This is a genomic window from Pseudomonas sp. AN3A02 (assembly GCF_011765255.1).
GTDB lineage: Bacteria > Pseudomonadota > Gammaproteobacteria > Pseudomonadales > Pseudomonadaceae > Aquipseudomonas.
In genome coordinates, this window is the sequence record NZ_JAARNI010000001.1 from 942,843 (window position 1) to 961,732 (window position 18,890).

The following is an 18,890-nucleotide window of genomic DNA, read 5'->3' on the forward strand; positions in this document are numbered from 1 at the left end:
GTCTTCGTAATACCGCAAAACACATGACAGGAAAAAGCACTTTGACGCTTTTTTGAAGTTTATTTTTCAGGATGACGAATAGCACTAGGCGAGCCGGCATTGCACCGTTAAAGTCGGAAGTCCGCCTGTATCGAAATATCTCCCAAATCCCCCCCTAAAAAACCTCAGCCCCAACAGGGCCGGGCTTTTCGTGCTTTTTTTCAGCGAAACGCTTCCCGGCAATCCTGCCAGCCGAGTCCACTTTCTGCCGTGGCGTGTAAAAGCCAGGGTAATGCGATGCGCGCCTTGTCCTGGGTGTCGTGGAATACGATCACTCCGCGCCGCCACAGCAGCATCAACGTGAGCACGCGGTTGGCCGACTCATCAGCCTTGAGCTTGCCGGGTTCGTCTTCCGAGTCGATGTCCCACAACGCCACTTGCAGCCCTTGTGCCTGGAAGAAGCCTTGGCTGTCGGAGCGGCGCTGGCCGTAGGGTGGGCGGAACAGCGGCTGGTAGTTTTCCGGCATCAGGCTTTGGGCCAGGGAGGCGCTGCGGGTGATGGAGGACTGCCAGTCAACCCAGTGGCTATGGGAGCGGTATTGCCAGCCCTGGGTGCCGACGCACTGGCCTTGGTACAGCGCCTGCACATCGGTGGCCGAGCTTTTCTCGACGCGGGTTTGCAGGCTGTTGCCGAGCACGAAGAAAAGGCCGTGCATTTTCTGTTTGCGCAGGTAGTCGGTGAGCCAGTCGGTGTTGCCGCTCACGGGGGACGGGCCGCTGTCGAAGGTCAGCAGGAACATCCGGTCGTTGAGTTCGTCGCCGTTGCGTTCGTGATCGCCGAAGCGTGCGATTTCGCTGCTGATCTGGGGGAACAGGGCGGCCTTGCGCAACTGTTCATCCAGGTAGCGTTCGTGGAATGTGCGGCTGGGGCCGGCCCAGCCTATATAGAAGGAGTCGTCGTTCACTTCGAATTTGGCGGCTTGTTCGCGCAGGTCGTCCATGTTTTCCACCAGGTAGCAGAAGGAGGCGTCCTGTTCGCAGCTTTGTTGGGCGAAGGTGTAGTTCTCCAATAGCCGTTGCCACAGTTGGCGGCGCAGGTCGTCGATGGCGGCCAGGTTGATGATCTTCAGGCCCAGGCGCTGCTTGAGGGCAGGCTCGTCGAGGGCTTCGCTGGCCAGCAGGGTGTGGGCGAACATCAGGATTTCTGCGCGTGAGGCGACGTCGAACAGGGCGGGGTTGCTGAGGCGTTCGGGCCAGGTGCCGCGGTCCAGGGTCGCGACGTCCACGGGGGCGGCTTGGGCGCCCAGGCAGATGAGCCAGGCTGACAGTAAAAGCGCAATTCGCACGGAGGGTCTCCCTTTCCAGAGTCGTCGGGCACTATAGCCGATCACATTGGGTTGGTTTGTGTGCATATCCGTTGCTGCAGTAACGGCCACTTATGGTTCCGCTCTTACAGCGGCTCACTTTTGAACAGCGCAAAAGTAAGCAAAACGCTCTTGCCCCACCACTCGGCACCTCGCCTAGGCTCGGTGTGCCCTCACTCCGGCTTTGGAGCGTGGGCCGCCGCGATGGGCCATCCTTGGCCCAGCGCGGCTAACCCGGCGTCCTGCCGGGTTACCCACGCTCCAAAGCCTGCGTTCGGCCAGCGTGGTTTAACGGGGCGCCTAAGATCAAGATCAAAAGCAGATCAAGGGCACAGCGGCCTACCGGCCGGCTTGAGTGTGGTGAAGCAACAGCAACAGCAAAATCAGAAGCGGGCACGGTCCAAATGTGGGAGCGGGCTTGCTCGCGAAGGTCGTTAACGATGACGCTGGCATTCTGGATGAACGCGGCGCCCTCAGGTTTTTCGCGAGCAAGCCCGCTCCCACATAAAAGCAGCTCTGCTTTCGCTCTGGATCTTGCCTCTGCTTCTAACACTCAAGCCGGCCGGTAGGCCGCTGTGCTCTGGCTTTTGATCTGCTTTTGATTTTGATCTGCGGGCCCCGTCAACCACGATGGCCGCAAGTAGGCACGGTGGAGCGGGTAAATCGGCAGGGAAGCCGATTTAGCCGCGCCGGGCCATGGATGGCCCGTCGCGGCGGCCCGCGGAACCGGGCCGGAGTGCGGGCATGCCGAGCCCAGGCGAGGCACCGAGTGGTGGGGCAAAGACCTTTTGGTTACTTTTGGCTGGGCCGGCATTCCGGGCGTTTGCCAAAAGTGACCCGCTGTAAGAGCGGAACCCTAAGCCGCCGTTACCTAAATAACGGATATACACCCAAACCCCCAGCCATCTATCACCTTCATAGGTGGAGTCAAACCGCCCTACCCCCTAGAATCCCCCCCACGATTAAAGGAGACGACTTCATGCTGACGGTGATTTCCCCCGCCAAAACCCTCGATTTCGAGTCAAAGCCGGTCACCCCGCGCTTCACCCAACCGCAATACCTCGACCACTCCCAGGAACTGATCGAACAACTGCGCGAACTGAGCCCGGCGCAAATCAGCGAACTGATGCACGTCTCCGACAAAATCGGCGGCCTCAACGCCGCACGCTTCGGCAGCTGGACCCCAGCCTTCACCCCCGCCAACGCCAAGCAAGCCCTGCTGGCCTTCAAGGGCGACGTCTACACCGGCCTCAACGCCGAAACCTTCAAGGACGCCGACTTCACCTACGCCCAGGATCACCTGCGCATGCTCTCCGGCCTCTACGGCCTGCTGCGCCCCCTGGACCTGATGATGCCGTACCGCCTCGAAATGGGCACCAAGCTGCCCAACGCCCGTGGCAAGGACCTGTACGCGTTCTGGGGCACCCGCATCAGCGAGTGGCTCAACGAAGCCCTGGCCGAACAAGGTGATGACGTGTTGCTCAACCTGGCCTCCAACGAGTACTTTTCAGCAGTCAAACGCCAGGCACTGAACGCGCGGATCATCAACACCGAGTTCAAGGACCTGAAAAACGGCCAGTACAAGATCATCAGCTTTTACGCCAAAAAGGCCCGGGGCATGATGAGCCGTTTTGTGATTGAAGAACGCATCAACGACCCGGCCAAACTCAAGGAGTTTGACGTGCAGGGTTATCGCTTCAATGCGGAGCAGTCAAAGCCGGATAACCTGGTGTTCCTGCGCGATCACGCCCCGGAATAACCTGACAACGAAGATCCAAATGTGGGAGCGTGCTTGCTCGCGAAAGCGGTGGTTCAGTCGATGCTTTTGTTGCCTGACACGCCGCTTTCGCAAGCAAGCCCGCTCCCACATTTTGTTTGCATTCCAACTCCGAATTCGTCATTTATTTGGCGTCAAAAATAATTCTTCAGAATCCCTAACATTTATTTCACTCGACATTCGTCAATTTTTTTCGTAGTGGCACCACTTTTTTCAAGGAGTAGTGGCACAAAACTATTTAACCCTCGCAACTCCCCGCAACTACTGGCCCAAATAGCAAGTGCTATCACAATAGTACTAGTGCCATCTTTTCTAATATTTCAAGAAATTTCCGGAAACAGGATGAGTGGACAGGAACTATGTCCTAAAGCACCGCTCATACCACCGGTAACGATTATCTCTGCAGATGTAAGAGATGACTTACGTGGCGACCAACGGAAGTAGCAAAGTTGTCATACAGCTTTGACTCAATGGTCAAATCATCAACTGATTAGTTGAAGGCGGACGAAAAGTTTTCACTACTTTCTCCGACAAGGCCAAGGCTGAGCTCACCTGTATGGGTCAGTGAGACAACCCAAGTTGTTGATATATAAGGGCTAAAAACCACTATCAACGCCTTGCGGCACTGGCGCCAGGCCCTTCCCCAGGAAGGCTGGCTGCATTTCAGGGCAAGCCCCAACAATAAGGCCACGTTGCGCACAACTTGAGTGCATTAGTTAGTCACTCGACTTTTAGTATGCCTGCACTGGATATACCGACGTTTACTCGTCGCACTTTCCAGTGCCTGAGTGACGCTTCAAAACATGAACTCCGGCCATCTAGTGGCACGATTAACAATGAGGTAAATGCGATGCGCATCAGCATATTTGGTTTGGGTTACGTCGGCGCGGTATGTGCCGGTTGCCTGTCTGCACGGGGCCATGAGGTCATTGGCGTAGACATCTCCAAGGACAAGATCGACCTGATCAACGCGGGCAAATCGCCCATCGTTGAACCGGGTCTGGGCGAACTGTTGAGCCAGGGTATCCAGACCGGCCGACTGCGCGGCACTACCAATTTCGCCGACGCTATCCGTGATACCGACCTGTCGATGATTTGCGTCGGCACGCCGAGCAAGAAAAACGGCGACCTGGAACTCAACTACATCGAATCGGTGTGCCGCGAAATCGGTTTTGTCCTGCGTGACAAGACCACCCGCCACACCATCGTGGTCCGCAGCACTGTGCTGCCAGGCACCGTGGCGAACGTGGTGATCCCGATTCTCGAAGACTGCTCCGGCAAGAAAGCCGGCGTCGACTTCGGCGTTGCGGTAAACCCTGAGTTCCTGCGTGAAAGCACTGCCATTGCCGACTACGATCTGCCGCCAATGACCGTCATCGGCGAATTCGACACCGCTTCCGGCGATGTCCTGCAGTCGCTGTACGAAGAACTCGACGCGCCGATCATCCGCAAGGACATCGCTGTCGCCGAGATGATCAAGTACACCTGCAACGTCTGGCATGCGACCAAAGTGACCTTCGCCAACGAGATCGGCAACATCGCCAAGGCGGTAGGTGTCGACGGTCGCGAAGTGATGGAAGTGGTCTGCCAGGACAAGACTCTCAACCTGTCCCAGTACTACATGCGCCCAGGCTTTGCCTTCGGCGGCTCCTGCCTGCCCAAGGACGTGCGCGCCCTGACGTACCGCGCCGGCTCCCTCGACGTGGATGCACCGCTGCTCAACTCGCTGATGCGCAGCAACGAGTCCCAGGTGCAGAACGCCTTCGACATCGTCTCCAGCCATGACAAACGCAAAGTCGCCCTGCTGGGCCTGAGCTTCAAGGCCGGCACCGATGACCTGCGCGAAAGCCCGCTGGTGGAACTGGCAGAGATGCTGATCGGCAAGGGTTTCGACCTGAGCATCTACGACAGTAACGTCGAATACGCTCGCGTCCACGGCGCCAACAAGGACTACATCGAAGGCAAGATCCCTCACGTGTCGTCCCTGCTCAACTCGGACTTCGACGAAGTGATCAACAACTCCGACGTGATCATCCTGGGCAACCGCGATGAGAAGTTCCGTGCCCTGGCGCATAACGCACCCCACGGCAAGCAAGTGGTCGACCTGGTGGGCTTCATGTCCAAGGCCACCAGCGTGAGCGGTCGTACCGAAGGCATTTGCTGGTAACAGCAACGGCAAGTTTCCAGCGGCAAGCGTCCTGATCCCCGACGCTTGCCGCTCGAAGCCTCCTTCACCTGCGGAATGACGCCTATGTCCAAGTTAAAACACGTACTCCTCCAATCCGCCGGCTGGCTGTTTTTCCTGAGCCTGCTGATGGGTCTCGCCCTGCTGTTGCCGGCGAGTACGTTCGACTCCGAGTCGAAGAATTTTATTTTCCTGATTGGTGCCGTCGGTATCTGGCGCTACTCGATGGGTGCTACGCATTTCTTTCGCGGCATGCTGTTCCTGTACGTGGTCTACCCGCACCTGCGGCGCAAAGTGCGCAAGCTGGGCAAAGCGGCAGACCCGTCCCACGTATTCCTGATGGTCACCAGCTTCAGAATCGATGCGCTGACCACTGCCCAGGTCTACAGCTCGGTGATTCGCGAGGCCATCGAATGTGGCTTCCCTACCACCGTGGTCTGCTCCCTGGTGGAAATGTCAGATGAGCTGCTGGTCAAGAGCCTGTGGGCCAAGATGAACCCGCCCGACCACGTCAAGCTGGACTTCGTGCGGATCGCCGGTACCGGCAAGCGTGACGGCCTGGCCTTCGGTTTTCGCGCCATCTCCCGCCACCTGCCGGACGACCGCGCCGTAGTGGCCGTGATCGATGGCGACACCGTGCTCGCCGAGGGCGTCGTGCGCAAGACCGTGCCGTGGTTCCAGCTGTTCGGCAATGTCGGCGGCCTGACCACTAACGAGTTCTGCGAAGTGCGCGGCGGCTACATCATGAGCGAGTGGCACAAGCTGCGCTTCGCCCAGCGCCACATCAACATGTGCTCCATGGCCCTGTCCAAACGCGTGCTGACCATGACCGGTCGCATGTCAGTGTTCCGCGCCAACGTCGTCACCGACCCTGGCTTTATCGCCGACGTGGAAAGCGACTCGCTGCAACACTGGCGCCTGGGCCGCTTCAAGTTTTTGACCGGTGACGACAAGTCCAGCTGGTTCAGCCTGATGCGCCTGGGCTACGACACCTTCTACGTACCGGATGCCGCGATTCACACCGTGGAACACCCGCCGGAAAAGAGCTTCATCAAGGCCAGCCGCAAACTGATGTTCCGCTGGTACGGCAACAACCTGCGCCAGAACTCACGTGCCCTCGGCCTGGGGATGCGTCGCCTCGGCCTGTTCACCAGCATCGTGCTGTTCGATCAACGCGTGTCGATGTGGACCTCCCTGCTGGGGCTGACCGTGGCGATCATCGCCACCTTCAAATACGGCGGCGCGTTCATCCTCGCCTACCTGCTGTGGATCGGCATCACCCGCCTGATTCTGACCCTGCTGCTGTCGTGCTCCGGTCACCGGATCGGCCCGGCTTACCCGGTGATTCTCTATTACAACCAGATCATGGGCGCGCTGGTGAAGATCTACGTGTTCTTCCGCCTTGATCAACAGTCCTGGACACGCCAGGACACCAAACTGACCCGCGATTTGGCCAGCTTTCAACGTTGGTTCAACACCTGGTCGTCTCGGACCATGACCTTCTCCGCCGGCAGCATTTTCGTCGCCGTGCTGCTGATGATGGTTTGACCCTGCCAAGCCTGAATTAACTAGGAACTAAACACCATGAATAGCCAAGTAAACGCCAACGTTGTCCACGAATCCGAAGCCCAGCGCCAACACGCCCGGGTAAAAATCCCGGCCAAGCTGCGCTTCTTCGGCGCCGATCACACGCCGATGGAAGTGCGGGTCATCGACCTGTCCGCCGGCGGCCTGGCGTTCAACGCCCCGCAACAGCCGCTGAAAGTCGGCGATGTGCACAAGGGTCGCCTGCAGTTCGTGATCGATAACCTGGGCCTGGCGATGGACGTCGAGCTGCAGATTCGTTCCTACGACCGCCAGACCGGCCGCACCGGTTGCCAGTTCCAGAACCTCGATGCACAAGACATTTCCACCCTGCGCCACCTGATCACCTCGCACTTGTCCGGCGACATCGTGACCATGGGCGACGTGCTGGCGACCCTGCAACGCGACAACTTCACCAAGGCGCGCAAGGTCAAGGACAGCGGCAGCAACATGAGCGTCGGCGGCCGCCTGCGGGCCGTGACCTTCAGCCTCGGGATCTTCGTGGTGGGCCTGGCGGCATTCGGCTTCGTGGTCAAATCGGTGTACGGCATGTACTTCGTCAGCCACGCCACGTCCGGCCTGGTGAGCGTGCCCGGAATGAACGTGACCATGCCTCGCGACGGCACCGTGCAGAGCCTGATCAAAGGTGACGCGGTCGCTGCCAAGGGCGCGCCATTGGCGACGTTCAGCACCAGCATGCTCGATGTGCTCAAGGGCCATCTGGACGAAGACCAACTGCAACCGGCCAAGGTTGAAGAGCTGTTCGGCAAACAAATGACCGGCACCCTCACCTCCCCGTGCGACTGCGTCGTGGCCCAGCAATTGGTCGCCGACGGTCAGTACGCCAGCAAGGGCGATGTGATCTTCCAACTGGTACCGCGCGGCAGCCAGGCCAACGTTGATGCACGCTTCTCCTATCGCCAGTTTGCCGACGTTCGCCCGGGTACCCGCGTGAACTTCCAGGTGGCGGATGAAGAGCAGGTGCGTACCGGCACCATCGTCAGCAGCACCAGCCTCAACAGCAGCGAAATGTCTTCCGATATTCGCGTGCAGATCAAACCCGATGCCCCGCTGGACAGCACCTACGCCGGCCGCCCGGTTGAAGTGACCAGCGACCGCGGCCCATCCCTGAATTGGCTGATCGACAAAGCCATGGCCAACGGTCTGTAAGCAGAGGACATGCCTGTGATGACTCTCTCAAAAACACCGCAATCCCTGTGGGAGCGGGCTTGCTCGCGAAAGCAGTGTGTCAGCCAACACATGCATCAACTGACAGGGCCCCTTCGCGAGCAAGCCCGCTCCCACATGGGAACTGCGGCGTTGCTGGCTGTTGCGGTCAGCCTCGCCGGTTGCGCCGGCCTGCCCGACCAACGCCTGGCCAATGAAGCCCTCAAGCGTGGTGACACGGTCACCGCGCAGCAGAACTACCAGCAACTGGCAGACCTGGGCTACAGCGAGGCCCAGGTGGGCCTGGCGGATATCCAGGTCGGCACCCGCGACCCCGAGCAAATCAAGCAGGCCGAAGCGACGTATCGCGCGGCCGCCGATACCTCGCCCCGTGCCCAGGCACGCCTGGGTCGCCTGCTGGTGGCCAAGCCGGGCGCTACTGAAGCCGAGCACCATGAAGCCGAAGGCCTGTTGAAAAAAGCCTTTGCCAATGGCGAAGGCAACACCCTGATTCCGCTGGCAATGCTGTACCTGCAATACCCGCATGATTTCCCGAACATCAACGCCCAGCAGCAAATCAGCAAATGGCGCGCCTCGGGTTACCCGGAAGCCGGCCTGGCCCAGGTGCTGCTGTATCGCACCCAGGACACCTACGACCAGCATCTGGATGAAGTGGAAAGCATCTGCAAGGCCGCGCTGAACACCACCGATATCTGCTACGTCGAGTTGGCCACGGTCTACCAGAAAAAAGCCGAGCCGGAAAAACAGGCCGAACTGCTCAAGCAGATGGAAGCCGGCTACAGCCATGGCACCGTCACCGCCCAGCGGGTCGACAGCGTCGCTCGCGTACTGGGTGATGCAAGCCTGGGCAAGACTGACGAAAAAACCGCCCAGGCGCTGTTGGAAAAAATCGCCCCTGCTTACCCGGCCTCCTGGGTCAGCCTGGCGCAACTGCTCTACGACTTCCCGGAACTGGGTGACGTCGACCAGATGATGAAGTACCTGGACAACGGCCGCGCCGCCGACCAGCCCCGCGCCGAACTGTTGCTGGGCAAGCTCTACTACGAAGGCAAGTGGGTCCCGGCAGATGCCAAGGCCGCCGAAGAACACTTCCAGAAAGCCGTCGGCCGCGAAGTGGCTGCCGATTACTACCTCGGCCAGATTTACCGCCGTGGCTACCTGGGCAAGGTCTATTCGCAAAAGGCCTTGGACCATCTGCTGACCGCTGCGCGCAACGGCCAGAACAGCGCCGACTTCGCGATTGCCCAACTGTTTTCCCAAGGCAAGGGCACCAAGCCCGACCCGCTTAACGCCTATGTCTTCAGCCAGTTGGCCAAGGCCCAGGACACGCCGGAAGCCAACGACCTGGCGACCCAGCTCGAAGCTCCGCTGACCCCGGAACAACGCGCCGAAGGCCAACGCCTGGTGCAACAGGAACTGGCCGTGCGCGGCACCCTGGCCCAAAGCACGCTGCAATTGCACGCCCTGCAAGAAGAAGACGGCGAGGAATCCCTATGAAGCTCAATCCATTCGTCAAGGCCGGCATCGGCCTGACCTTCGCCCTGCTGTGGTCGTGCCCGACCCTGGCCGCGCTGACCGAAGCCAAGAACTTCGGCCTGGAAGTCAAAGTCACCGGCCAGTCCGAAGATGACCGCGACCTGGGCACCCAGAAAGGCGGCGACGTCAACGGCATCGGCCTTGACCTGCGCCCGTGGATCTACGGTGAGAGCGGCAACTGGAGCGCCTACGCCATGGGCCAGGCCGTGACCTCCAGCGACATCATCGAGACCGACACCCTGCAACAGTCCTCGGATGACGCCACCCAACAGACCAGCAATGACGACCGCAAGAGCAAGAAGAATTACCTGGCGATGCGCGAGTTCTGGGTCGCCTACGGCGGCTTCACGCCCTACCCCGGCGAGATCCTCAAGCTCGGTCGCCAACGCCTGCGCAACGACGACGGCCAATGGCGCGACACCAATATCGAAGCGCTGAACTGGACCTTCGACACCACCTTGCTCAAGGCCAATGTCGGCGTCGCCGAGCGTTTCAGCGAATACCGCACCGACCTCAAGGAACTGTCGCCCAAGGACAAGGACCGTCAGCACCTTTACGCCGACGCCGCCTATCAGTGGACGCCAGGCCAGTGGATCGGCCTGCGCGCTCACCACACCCATGACGACGGCAAGCTCGACTTCCCGGAACCGGGCGTGGCCACCGATTCGCTGGACAAGCGCGAGAACGGCGACCTGACCTGGCTCGGCATCGAAGCCAACAGCGACGCCTACAACTGGCGCAACACCAACACCGTCAACTACTGGGCGAGCGTCACCGGCATGCAGGGCGACCGCGACACGGTCAACGCCTTGAACGCCGACGGCACCCGTCCCACCAATGCCAAGCGCAGCGATGACGTGAATGGCTGGGCCACCGATTTGGGTGTGCGCCTGCGCCTCGACCCGCAGTGGCAAGTGGGCGCCGCCTACTCCCGCGCCAGCGCCGAATACGAGCAGAACGGCCTGCAAAGCAACCGTTCGAACTGGACCGGTACCCAGTCCCGCGTCCACCGTTTCGGCGAAGCGTTTCGCGGCGAGATGAACAACATGCAGTCCATGAGCCTGTTCGGTTCGTGGCAGCTGCGCGAGGACTATGACGCCAGCCTGGTGTACCACAAGTTCTGGCGCGTCGACGGCAACAAGCCGGTGGGCAGCAACGGCATCGACGCCGTGCAGAACAACACCGATGACGTGACCGGCGCGATCCTGTCCAGCACGTCCCTGCCGCTTGAAGATGGCAAGAAAGACCTGGGCCAGGAGATGGACCTGGTGGTCACCAAGTACTTCAAGAAAGGCCTGCTGCCGGCCGGGCTCAGCCAGTCGATCGACGAACCGTCGGCTCTGGTGCGCTTCCGTGCAGGCGTGTTCAAACCGGGCGACGCCTATGGCAGCCAAGTCGACTCGTACATGCATCGCGCCTTTGTCGACGTGATCTGGAAGTTCTGATGGGAGCCTGCGCAATGAACCCTCAAGCCCTCAAAGGCTCGGTCAGCCTGCTGGTCGCAGCGATGCTGCTGGCCAGCACTTCGGCCTTCGCCGATGTCGCGCAGCAGGTCAAGGCGCCGACCATCGCCAAAGAGCTGCAACAGGCCAAGACCTACACCATCTCCAGCCCGCCGACCGCGCCGCTGGAGATGGCCAAGCCTGCGCTGCCGGACGTGTCCGGCTACACCGCGGCCAATATCGCCAAGAAAATTGTGCGCACCAAACCTGGCAAAGTCAGCATCCGCCGGATGATGCAGGAAGACGCCCTGAAGGACTTCATCGGCGGCGACAACAAGATGGCCGAATGGGTAGTGCGCCAGCACGGTATTCCCCAGGCGATCTTTGTCGACGATGGCTACATGAACCTCAAGGACCTGCTGAAGAAAGTGCCCAAGCAGTACTTGAGCGAAACCTCGCCGGGTGTGTTCCTGGCCAAGTTGCCGATCGTGGTGGGCCGTAAAGGCATCCTCGAAATCGACAAGCAGACTCAAGAGCTGCGCCTGTCCCAGGAAGCCGGTTCGTTCCTGATCAACGACGGCCAGCTGTTTGTGCGTGACACCAAAATCACCGGCTGGCGCGAGAAGACCAACGGCCCGGCGACCTTCCAGTCGCCCAAGGAATTCCGTCCGTTCCTGCTGGCCTGGGGCGGCACCGAGACCTACATCGCCAACAGCAAGATGGCCAGCTTCGGCTACGCCAACAGTAAGTCGTATGGCGTGAGTATTTCCCAGTACACGCCGAACATGGCCAAGGTGCTCAAGCGCCCCGAGCCGACGGGCTGGATCGTCGACTCCGAGTTCTCGGACATGTGGTACGGCTTCTACTGCTACGAAACCACCGGCTTTGTGCTCAAGGGCAATACCTACAAAGACAACATCGTCTACGGCATCGACCCCCACGACCGTTCACACGGCCTGATCATCACTGACAACACCGTCTACGGCACGAAGAAGAAGCACGGCATCATCATTTCCCGGGAAGTGAACGACAGCTTCATCTTCAACAACCGCAGCTTCGACAACAAGCTCTCGGGCCTGGTGATCGACCGTAACAGCGTCAACAACCTGATCGCCGACAACGAGATCTACCGCAACCACACCGACGGCATCACCCTCTATGAGAGCGGCGATAACCTGCTGTGGGGCAACAAGGTGATCAGCAACCGTCGCCACGGCATCCGCGTGCGTAACAGCGTGAACATTCGCCTGTACGAGAACATTGCCATGGCCAACGGGCTGACCGGCGTGTACGGCCACATCAAGGATTTGACCGACACCGACCGCGACATCGCCCTCGACCCGTTCGACACCAAGGTCTCGCTGATTGTGGTGGGCGGTGAATTGGCCGCCAACGGCAGCGGGCCGCTGTCCATCGACTCGCCCTTGAGCGTCGAGTTGTACCGCGTGTCGATGCTTGCGCCGACCAAATCCAGTGGCATCAGCTTCTCGGGCGTTCTTGGCGATCGCCAGGAAGAGATCCTCGACTTGCTGGTACGCCAGAAGAAAGCCGTGCTGATCGACCCTGTCGAACGCCAGACCGAAATGCAGGACTGAGGATGACCTTTATGCACCCACACATGATCAAATTGCTCAGCCTTTCGGGTTTGACCCTCGGCCTGCTCGCGGCCAGCCAGGGCGTGCGTGCCGACGAAGTACAGGCCCCGAAATTCAGCGCCGAACCGTGCTGCAGCCTGTGCCCGGCTGCCCACGACGCGAAGAACTACACCACGCGCTACCAGCAGAACTTCACCACCCTGGTGCAAGCCCAGGGCGATTGGTTGTTCCGTACCCAGGAAGACCTGCGCACCGAATTCGACACCAGCCCCGCCGGCTACAAACGCATGCAACAGCTGCACGATGCGTTCAAGAGCAAGGGCGTGGAACTGGTGGTGGTCTACCAGCCAACCCGTGGTTTGGTGAACCGCAACAAGCTCAACCCTGAAGAGAAAGCCAAGTTCGATTTCGACAAGGCCCTGGGCAACTACAAAACCATGCTCGGGCGTTTCGCCAAGATGGGCTACGTCGTGCCGGACCTGTCGCCGCTGACCAACGAGCAGTTGCCGGATGAATTACCGGCCCACGACTTCTACTTCCGCGGTGACCAACACTGGACGCCATACGGCGCCCAGCGCACCGCCAAAATCGTCGGCGCGAAAGTGCGCGCGATGCCCGAGTTTGCCGGCATCCCGCAGCGTGAATTCGAGACCAAACGTTCCGGGCGCATGGGTAAGACCGGCACCCTGCACAACATGGCCGGGCAACTGTGTGGCACCAGCTACGCGATCCAGTACATGGACCAGTTCACCACCGAGCCCAAGGGCGAAGCGGCGGACGGCGACCTGTTCGGTGATTCCGGCAACCCGCAGATCACCCTCGTGGGTACCAGCCACAGCGGCAAGAACTACAACTTCGCCGGCTTCCTGGAACAGGAAATCGGTGCTGACATTCTCAACGTCGCCTTCCCCGGCGGTGGTCTCGAAGGCTCGATGATCCAGTACCTGGGCAGCGACGAATTCCAGAAGACCCCGCCGAAGATCCTGATCTGGGAATTCTCGCCGCTGTATCGCCTCGATCAGGAGACCATCTACCGCCAGATGATGTCGCTGCTGGACAACGGCTGCGAAGGCAAGACCGCCCAGATGAGCGCCAGCACCACGCTGAAACCCGGCAAGAACGAATTACTGGTTAACAGTTCGAACAAAGACCTGCGCAACGCCAGCCATCAGGTCGACATCCGCTTCGCCGACCCTTCGGTGAAAACCCTGCAAGCAACCCTCTGGTACATGAACGGGCGCCACGAGGACATCAAGATCGACAAACCCGAAACATCCGATACAGACGGGCGTTTCGCCTTTGAACTGCGCACCGATGAAGACTGGGCCACGCAAAACTTGCTGGCCGTGGAAGTGCAGGGCCCTGAAGCGGGCGCTGCCGCGCAGAAAGTCGAAGCGAAAATTTGCACACGCAACGTATTCCCCGCCGGTGGTCAACAGACCGCATCTGCCGGGCAATGAGGTTACTTATGCAGAAGCTATTGATTCCAACATTACTGGGCATGGCGATCTTCGCCGGATCAGTCAATGCCGCCGCGCCACTGCGTCCACCCCAGGGTTATTTCGCCCCGGTGGAAGCATTCAAGACCGGCGACTTCAAGAATGACTGCGACACCATGCCGGCGCCGTACACCGGTTCGCTGCAGTTTCGCAGCAAGTACGAAGGTTCGGACAAGGCTCGCTCCACGTTGAACGTGCAGTCCGAAAAAGCCTTTCGCGACAGCACCGCCGACATCACCAAGCTGGAAAAAGACACCAGCAAACGCGTGATGCAATTCATGCGCGACGGTCGCCCGGAGCAGCTGGAATGTACGCTGAACTGGCTGACGAGTTGGGCCAAGGCGGATGCGTTGATGTCCAAGGATTTCAACCACACCGGCAAGTCCATGCGCAAATGGGCGTTGGGCAGCATGGCCTCGGCCTATGTACGCCTGAAGTTCTCCGACTCCCACCCGCTGGCCAACCACCAGCAGGAGTCGCAGTTGATCGAGGCCTGGTTCAGCAAAATGGCCGACCAGGTGGTGAGCGACTGGGACAACCTGCCGCTGGATAAAACCAACAACCACTCCTACTGGGCCGCCTGGTCGGTGATGGCGACCTCCATCGCCACCAACCGTCGCGACCTGTTTGATTGGGCCGTGAAGGAATACAAGGTCGGCGCCAATCAGGTCGATGCGCAAGGCTTCCTGCCGAACGAATTGAAGCGTCAGCAACGGGCTTTGTCGTACCACAACTACGCCCTGCCGCCGCTGGCGATGATTGCCAGTTTCGCCCTGGTCAACGGTGTTGACCTGCGCCAGGAAAACAACGGTGCCTTGAAACGCCTGGGCGACAACGTGCTGGCCGGGGTGAAAGACCCGGAGATCTTCGAGAAGAAGAACGGCAAGGAACAAGACATGAAGGACCTCAAGGAAGACATGAAATTTGCCTGGCTTGAGCCCTTCTGCACCCTCTACACCTGCGCGCCGGATGTGATCGAGCGCAAGCACGGGATGCAGCCGTTCAAGACGTTCCGCCTCGGGGGTGACCTGACCAAGGTCTACGACCCGGCGCACGAGAAAGGCAACAAAGGCAGCTGATACAAAGCTCCCACACCTGGACTCGGTCCAAATGTGGGAGCTGGCTTGCCTGCGATAGCGGTATGACATTCAGCATTGATGTCGACTGACACACCGTCATCGCAGGCAAGCCAGCTCCCACACTGAACGCGTACACCCTCCCAGATTCGTGGGGGGGTTTGGGGGGGCCGTTGGCCCTTGACTGTTGGTTAAACATGGAGAGATCGGGATGGTTTTCTCGTCCAATGTGTTCCTGTTTTTGTTCTTGCCGATCTTCCTCGGCTTGTACTACTTGAGCGGGCAACGCTATCGCAATCTGCTGCTGCTGGTTGCCAGCTATGTGTTCTACGCCTGGTGGCGAGTGGACTTCCTGGCGCTGTTCGCCGCCGTGACGCTGTGGAACTACTGGATCGGCCTCAAGGTCGGTGCGGCAGGCGTGCGCACCAAGCCGGCCCAGCGCTGGCTGCTGTTGGGCGTGGCGGTCGACCTGTGCATCCTCGGCTACTTCAAGTACGCCAACTTCGGCGTCGACAGCATCAACCTGATGATGAAGTCGGCGGGGCTTGAGCCTTTCATCCTGACCCACGTGCTGTTGCCGATCGGTATCTCGTTCTACATCTTCGAGTCCATCAGCTACATCATCGACGTGTACCGCGGCGACACCCCGGCCACCCGCAACCTGATCGACTTTGCGGCGTTCGTGGCGATCTTCCCGCACCTGATTGCCGGCCCCGTGTTGCGCTTTCGCGACCTGGCCGACCAGTTCAACAACCGCACCCACACCCTCGATAAATTCTCCGAGGGCTGCACGCGGTTCATGCAGGGTTTCATCAAGAAGGTGTTCATCGCCGACACCCTGGCGGTGGTCGCCGACCATTGCTTCGCCCTGCAAAACCCTACGACGGGTGACGCCTGGCTCGGCGCGCTGGCGTACACCGCACAGTTGTATTTCGACTTCTCCGGCTACAGCGACATGGCCATCGGTTTGGGCTTGATGATGGGTTTCCGCTTCATGGAAAACTTCAAGCAGCCGTACATCAGCCAGTCGATCACCGAGTTCTGGCGGCGCTGGCACATCAGCCTGTCCACTTGGCTGCGCGATTACCTCTACATCACCCTGGGCGGCAATCGTAAAGGCACGCTGACCACCTACCGCAACCTGTTCCTGACCATGCTGCTCGGTGGCCTGTGGCACGGTGCAAACATCACCTACATCGTGTGGGGCGCCTGGCACGGCATGTGGCTGGCGATTGAAAAAGCCATCGGCCTCAACACTGCACCGCGCAGTTTCAACGTCGTGCGCTGGGCCTTCACCTTCCTGCTGGTGGTAATGGGCTGGGTGATCTTCCGCTCGGAAAACCTGCACGTCGCCGGCCGTATGTACGGCGCGATGTTCAGCTTCGGCGAGTGGTCTCTCTCGGAACTCAATCGCGCCAGCCTCACCGGCCTGCAAGTGGCAACCCTGGTGGTGGCATACGCAACCCTGGCGTTTTTCGGCCTGCGAGACTTCTACAACAACCGCCCACCGGAAAAAACCAAGCCTGCGGTCAACACCCAGGCCGATGGCCCGGCGACTGCACAACCTGGCTTGATCAAGGCCGTACCGGGCGACACCCCGGGCAGCATCCATGAGCCCGGCTACACCGTTGGCACCGAGGCCACCGTGCAACCGGCCTACTGGACCGCCACCTGGCCACGCTACGCCATGCGCGCCGCAGTACTGCTGCTGTTCGTGGCGTCGATTCTCAAACTTTCGGCGCAGAGCTTCTCGCCGTTCCTTTACTTCCAGTTCTGAGGGAGCCGACCATGACCCGTTCATTACGCGTCCTCTATATCGCCTTGTTCATGGCCGTGCTGCTGGCGTTGGGCGCCTGGTCGATGCGCAGTTTCTTCGGCTTCAGCACCAACGCCGACGCTACCGTGCTCAACGGTCGCTGGACCAAGGCCGTCGAGACCCATTACGACGACCAGTTCCCGATCAAGCGCCTGGGCACCAACCTCTGGGCAGCCCTGGACTACAAGCTGTTCAATGAAGGCCGCCCTGGCGTGGTGATTGGCCGCGATCACTGGCTCTACAGCGACGAGGAATTCAACCCCATCGTCAACGAAGACCAGAACCTGCAAGGCAACTACGCCCTGGTGGAAGGCGTGCGCCAGAAGCTCAAGGCCCAAGGCATCCAACTGGTGATGGCGATCGTGCCGGCCAAGGTGCGCCTGTACCCGGAACACCTGGGTGAAGTGCAGCCGGCGAGTATCCACGCAGGTCTGTACCAGGACTTCCATGCCCGCATGGCCGCCGACAAGATCGTCGCTCCCGACCTGATGGGCCCGCTGCAACAGGCCAAGCTGCACGGCCAGCAAGTGTTCCTGCGCACCGACACCCACTGGACACCGGACGGCGCTGAAGTGGCGGCCAAAGAACTGGCCAAGACAATTGCCAACAAAACGCCCCTGAGCGGCGAACCTCAACGCTTCGTCACCGAAGCCGAGAAGACCGAGCCACACAAGGGCGACCTGCGTCTGTTCCTGCCCCTGGACCCGCTGTTCGAAAACCTGATGCCACCCAAGGAGCCGCTGCAAAAACGCGTGACTCACCTGGCTGAAACCAAAGGCGACGACGCCCTGTTCACCGACAGCGAAACCCCGGTGGCCCTGGTGGGCACCAGCTACAGCGCCAACCCGAACTGGAACTTTGTCGGCGCACTGAAGCAAGCGCTGGGCAGCGACGTCATCAACTACTCCGAAGACGGCCACGGCCCGATCCTGCCGATGCTCAGCTACCTGAAAAGCGACGACTTCAAGAACAGCCCGCCACAGGTGCTGATCTGGGAGTTTCCTGAACGTTATCTGCCTGTGAACAACGAAATCGGCGATGCCGACCCGCAGTGGGTTGCGCAGCTCAAACAAGCCGGTGCGCGCCAACAGAACATGGCTATCAACACCCCCGCCGTTAAAAACATGAACTCCGAGACGCCCAACCGGGCGCAAAACTGAAAGAGAGGTAACTCACATGACTTTCACTACTACTCCGCGCCGTCTCGCAAAAACCTTTGCCTTCGTTGCAGGCATGAGCGTTATTTCGATGTCCGCATTTGCCGGTGGCGACGCCGCCCTCTACGGCCCCGTCGCGCCAAAAGGCTCGAGCTTTGTGCGGGTGTACAACGCCAGCAACCAGGAAGTCAGCGCCACCGTCGGCAGCACCAACCTCAACGAGGTTGCACCGCTGGCCAGCAGTGACTTCAGCTTCATGCCGGGCGGTGACTACAGCGCCAAGGTCGGCAGCCAGACCCTGCCGGTCAAGCTCGCCTCCGATCACTACTACACCTTGGTCAGCAGCGGCAGCGGCCAGCCACAACTGATCGAAGAACCGCCGTTCAAGAACAAGCAGAAATCCCTGGTGCGCGTGCAGAACCTCAGTGACAAGTCGCTGACCCTGAAAACCGCCGACGGCAAGACCGACGTGGTCCAGGCCGTGGCCGCCAAGGGCCGTGGCGAGCGCGAAATCAACCCGGTGAAGGTCAGCCTGGCCTTGTACGAAGGCGACAAGAAAGTCGGCGACGTGAAGCCGGTAGCCCTGGAGCGTGGTGAGGCCGCAGTGCTGTACGTCACCGGCAGCGGCGCCAACCTGTCGCCAGTGTGGGTCAAGCGCCCCGTGTCGACCCGCTAACTATTTACCGGACGGA

13 protein-coding genes are annotated in these 18,890 nt (G+C 60.1%); 12 read left to right on the top strand and 1 reads right to left on the bottom strand.

Annotated elements, in window-relative coordinates:
• Positions 1-200: 200 nt before the first annotated feature.
• Complete coding sequence (locus HBJ59_RS04465; protein ID WP_167662861.1) at positions 201-1,325, bottom strand: polysaccharide deacetylase family protein; 1,125 nt, start codon at positions 1,323-1,325, stop codon at positions 201-203.
• Between the two features lie 997 nt (positions 1,326-2,322).
• Here HBJ59_RS04465 and yaaA point away from each other — a divergent pair.
• The 12 genes from yaaA to HBJ59_RS04530 all read left to right on the top strand — a co-directional run bounded on the left by yaaA (position 2,323) and on the right by HBJ59_RS04530 (position 18,874).
• On the top strand, positions 2,323-3,102 hold the full coding sequence (gene yaaA / locus HBJ59_RS04470) for a peroxide stress protein YaaA (protein ID WP_167662862.1): 780 nt from the start codon (positions 2,323-2,325) through the stop codon (positions 3,100-3,102).
• 868 nt (positions 3,103-3,970) lie between these two features.
• Positions 3,971-5,287 (top strand): nucleotide sugar dehydrogenase, encoded by a 1,317-nt coding sequence (locus HBJ59_RS04475; RefSeq protein WP_076014352.1) that lies wholly within the window; start codon positions 3,971-3,973, stop codon positions 5,285-5,287.
• Between the two features lie 84 nt (positions 5,288-5,371).
• Positions 5,372-6,853 (top strand): mannuronan synthase, encoded by a 1,482-nt coding sequence (alg8, locus tag HBJ59_RS04480; protein WP_167662863.1) that lies wholly within the window; start codon positions 5,372-5,374, stop codon positions 6,851-6,853.
• Positions 6,854-6,889: 36 nt separating this feature from the next.
• Complete coding sequence (locus tag HBJ59_RS04490; protein ID WP_167662864.1) at positions 6,890-8,059, top strand: alginate biosynthesis protein Alg44; 1,170 nt, start codon at positions 6,890-6,892, stop codon at positions 8,057-8,059.
• 90 nt (positions 8,060-8,149) lie between these two features.
• Positions 8,150-9,574 carry an alginate biosynthesis TPR repeat lipoprotein AlgK gene (gene algK, locus HBJ59_RS04495; protein ID WP_372241436.1) on the top strand — a complete coding sequence of 475 codons (1,425 nt, stop codon included), beginning with the start codon at positions 8,150-8,152 and terminating at the stop codon, positions 9,572-9,574.
• Positions 9,571-11,058, top strand: a complete 1,488-nt coding sequence (locus HBJ59_RS04500; protein WP_076014356.1) for an alginate export family protein — start codon at positions 9,571-9,573, stop codon at positions 11,056-11,058. The genes algK and HBJ59_RS04500 overlap by 4 nt, the downstream gene beginning before the upstream one ends.
• Positions 11,058-12,650, top strand: a complete 1,593-nt coding sequence (algG, locus tag HBJ59_RS04505) for a mannuronan 5-epimerase AlgG (RefSeq protein ID WP_076014357.1) — start codon at positions 11,058-11,060, stop codon at positions 12,648-12,650. Before HBJ59_RS04500 ends, algG begins: the two co-directional genes overlap by 1 nt.
• Positions 12,651-12,661: 11 nt before the next feature.
• A complete protein-coding gene (locus HBJ59_RS04510; RefSeq protein WP_167663426.1) occupies positions 12,662-14,110 on the top strand; it encodes an alginate O-acetyltransferase in 1,449 nt (482 codons plus the stop codon).
• Between the two features lie 8 nt (positions 14,111-14,118).
• Positions 14,119-15,228, top strand: a complete 1,110-nt coding sequence (locus HBJ59_RS04515) for a mannuronate-specific alginate lyase (protein ID WP_167662866.1) — start codon at positions 14,119-14,121, stop codon at positions 15,226-15,228.
• A 208-nt stretch (positions 15,229-15,436) separates the two neighbouring features.
• Positions 15,437-17,002 (top strand): MBOAT family protein, encoded by a 1,566-nt coding sequence (locus HBJ59_RS04520; protein WP_076014359.1) that lies wholly within the window; start codon positions 15,437-15,439, stop codon positions 17,000-17,002.
• Positions 17,003-17,013: 11 nt separating this feature from the next.
• Positions 17,014-18,201: an alginate O-acetyltransferase gene (locus HBJ59_RS04525; protein ID WP_076014360.1), complete on the top strand. Its 1,188-nt coding sequence runs from the start codon at positions 17,014-17,016 to the stop codon at positions 18,199-18,201.
• A 16-nt stretch (positions 18,202-18,217) separates the two neighbouring features.
• On the top strand, positions 18,218-18,874 hold the full coding sequence (locus tag HBJ59_RS04530) for an alginate O-acetyltransferase AlgF (protein ID WP_076014361.1): 657 nt from the start codon (positions 18,218-18,220) through the stop codon (positions 18,872-18,874).
• Positions 18,875-18,890: the final 16 nt, after the last annotated feature.

What these genes read in the sequence shown, in the direction of transcription:
- yaaA (WP_167662862.1), top strand. Translation starts at nt 2,323, where the DNA reads ATGCTGACGGTGATTTCCCCCGCCAAAACCCTCGATTTCGAGTCAAAG.
- HBJ59_RS04475 (WP_076014352.1), top strand. Translation starts at nt 3,971, where the DNA reads ATGCGCATCAGCATATTTGGTTTGGGTTACGTCGGCGCGGTATGTGCC.
- alg8 (WP_167662863.1), top strand. Translation starts at nt 5,372, where the DNA reads ATGTCCAAGTTAAAACACGTACTCCTCCAATCCGCCGGCTGGCTGTTT.
- HBJ59_RS04490 (WP_167662864.1), top strand. Translation starts at nt 6,890, where the DNA reads ATGAATAGCCAAGTAAACGCCAACGTTGTCCACGAATCCGAAGCCCAG.
- algK (WP_372241436.1), top strand. Translation starts at nt 8,150, where the DNA reads ATGCATCAACTGACAGGGCCCCTTCGCGAGCAAGCCCGCTCCCACATG.
- HBJ59_RS04500 (WP_076014356.1), top strand. Translation starts at nt 9,571, where the DNA reads ATGAAGCTCAATCCATTCGTCAAGGCCGGCATCGGCCTGACCTTCGCC.
- algG (WP_076014357.1), top strand. Translation starts at nt 11,058, where the DNA reads ATGGGAGCCTGCGCAATGAACCCTCAAGCCCTCAAAGGCTCGGTCAGC.
- HBJ59_RS04510 (WP_167663426.1), top strand. Translation starts at nt 12,662, where the DNA reads ATGCACCCACACATGATCAAATTGCTCAGCCTTTCGGGTTTGACCCTC.
- HBJ59_RS04515 (WP_167662866.1), top strand. Translation starts at nt 14,119, where the DNA reads ATGCAGAAGCTATTGATTCCAACATTACTGGGCATGGCGATCTTCGCC.
- HBJ59_RS04520 (WP_076014359.1), top strand. Translation starts at nt 15,437, where the DNA reads ATGGTTTTCTCGTCCAATGTGTTCCTGTTTTTGTTCTTGCCGATCTTC.
- HBJ59_RS04525 (WP_076014360.1), top strand. Translation starts at nt 17,014, where the DNA reads ATGACCCGTTCATTACGCGTCCTCTATATCGCCTTGTTCATGGCCGTG.
- HBJ59_RS04530 (WP_076014361.1), top strand. Translation starts at nt 18,218, where the DNA reads ATGACTTTCACTACTACTCCGCGCCGTCTCGCAAAAACCTTTGCCTTC.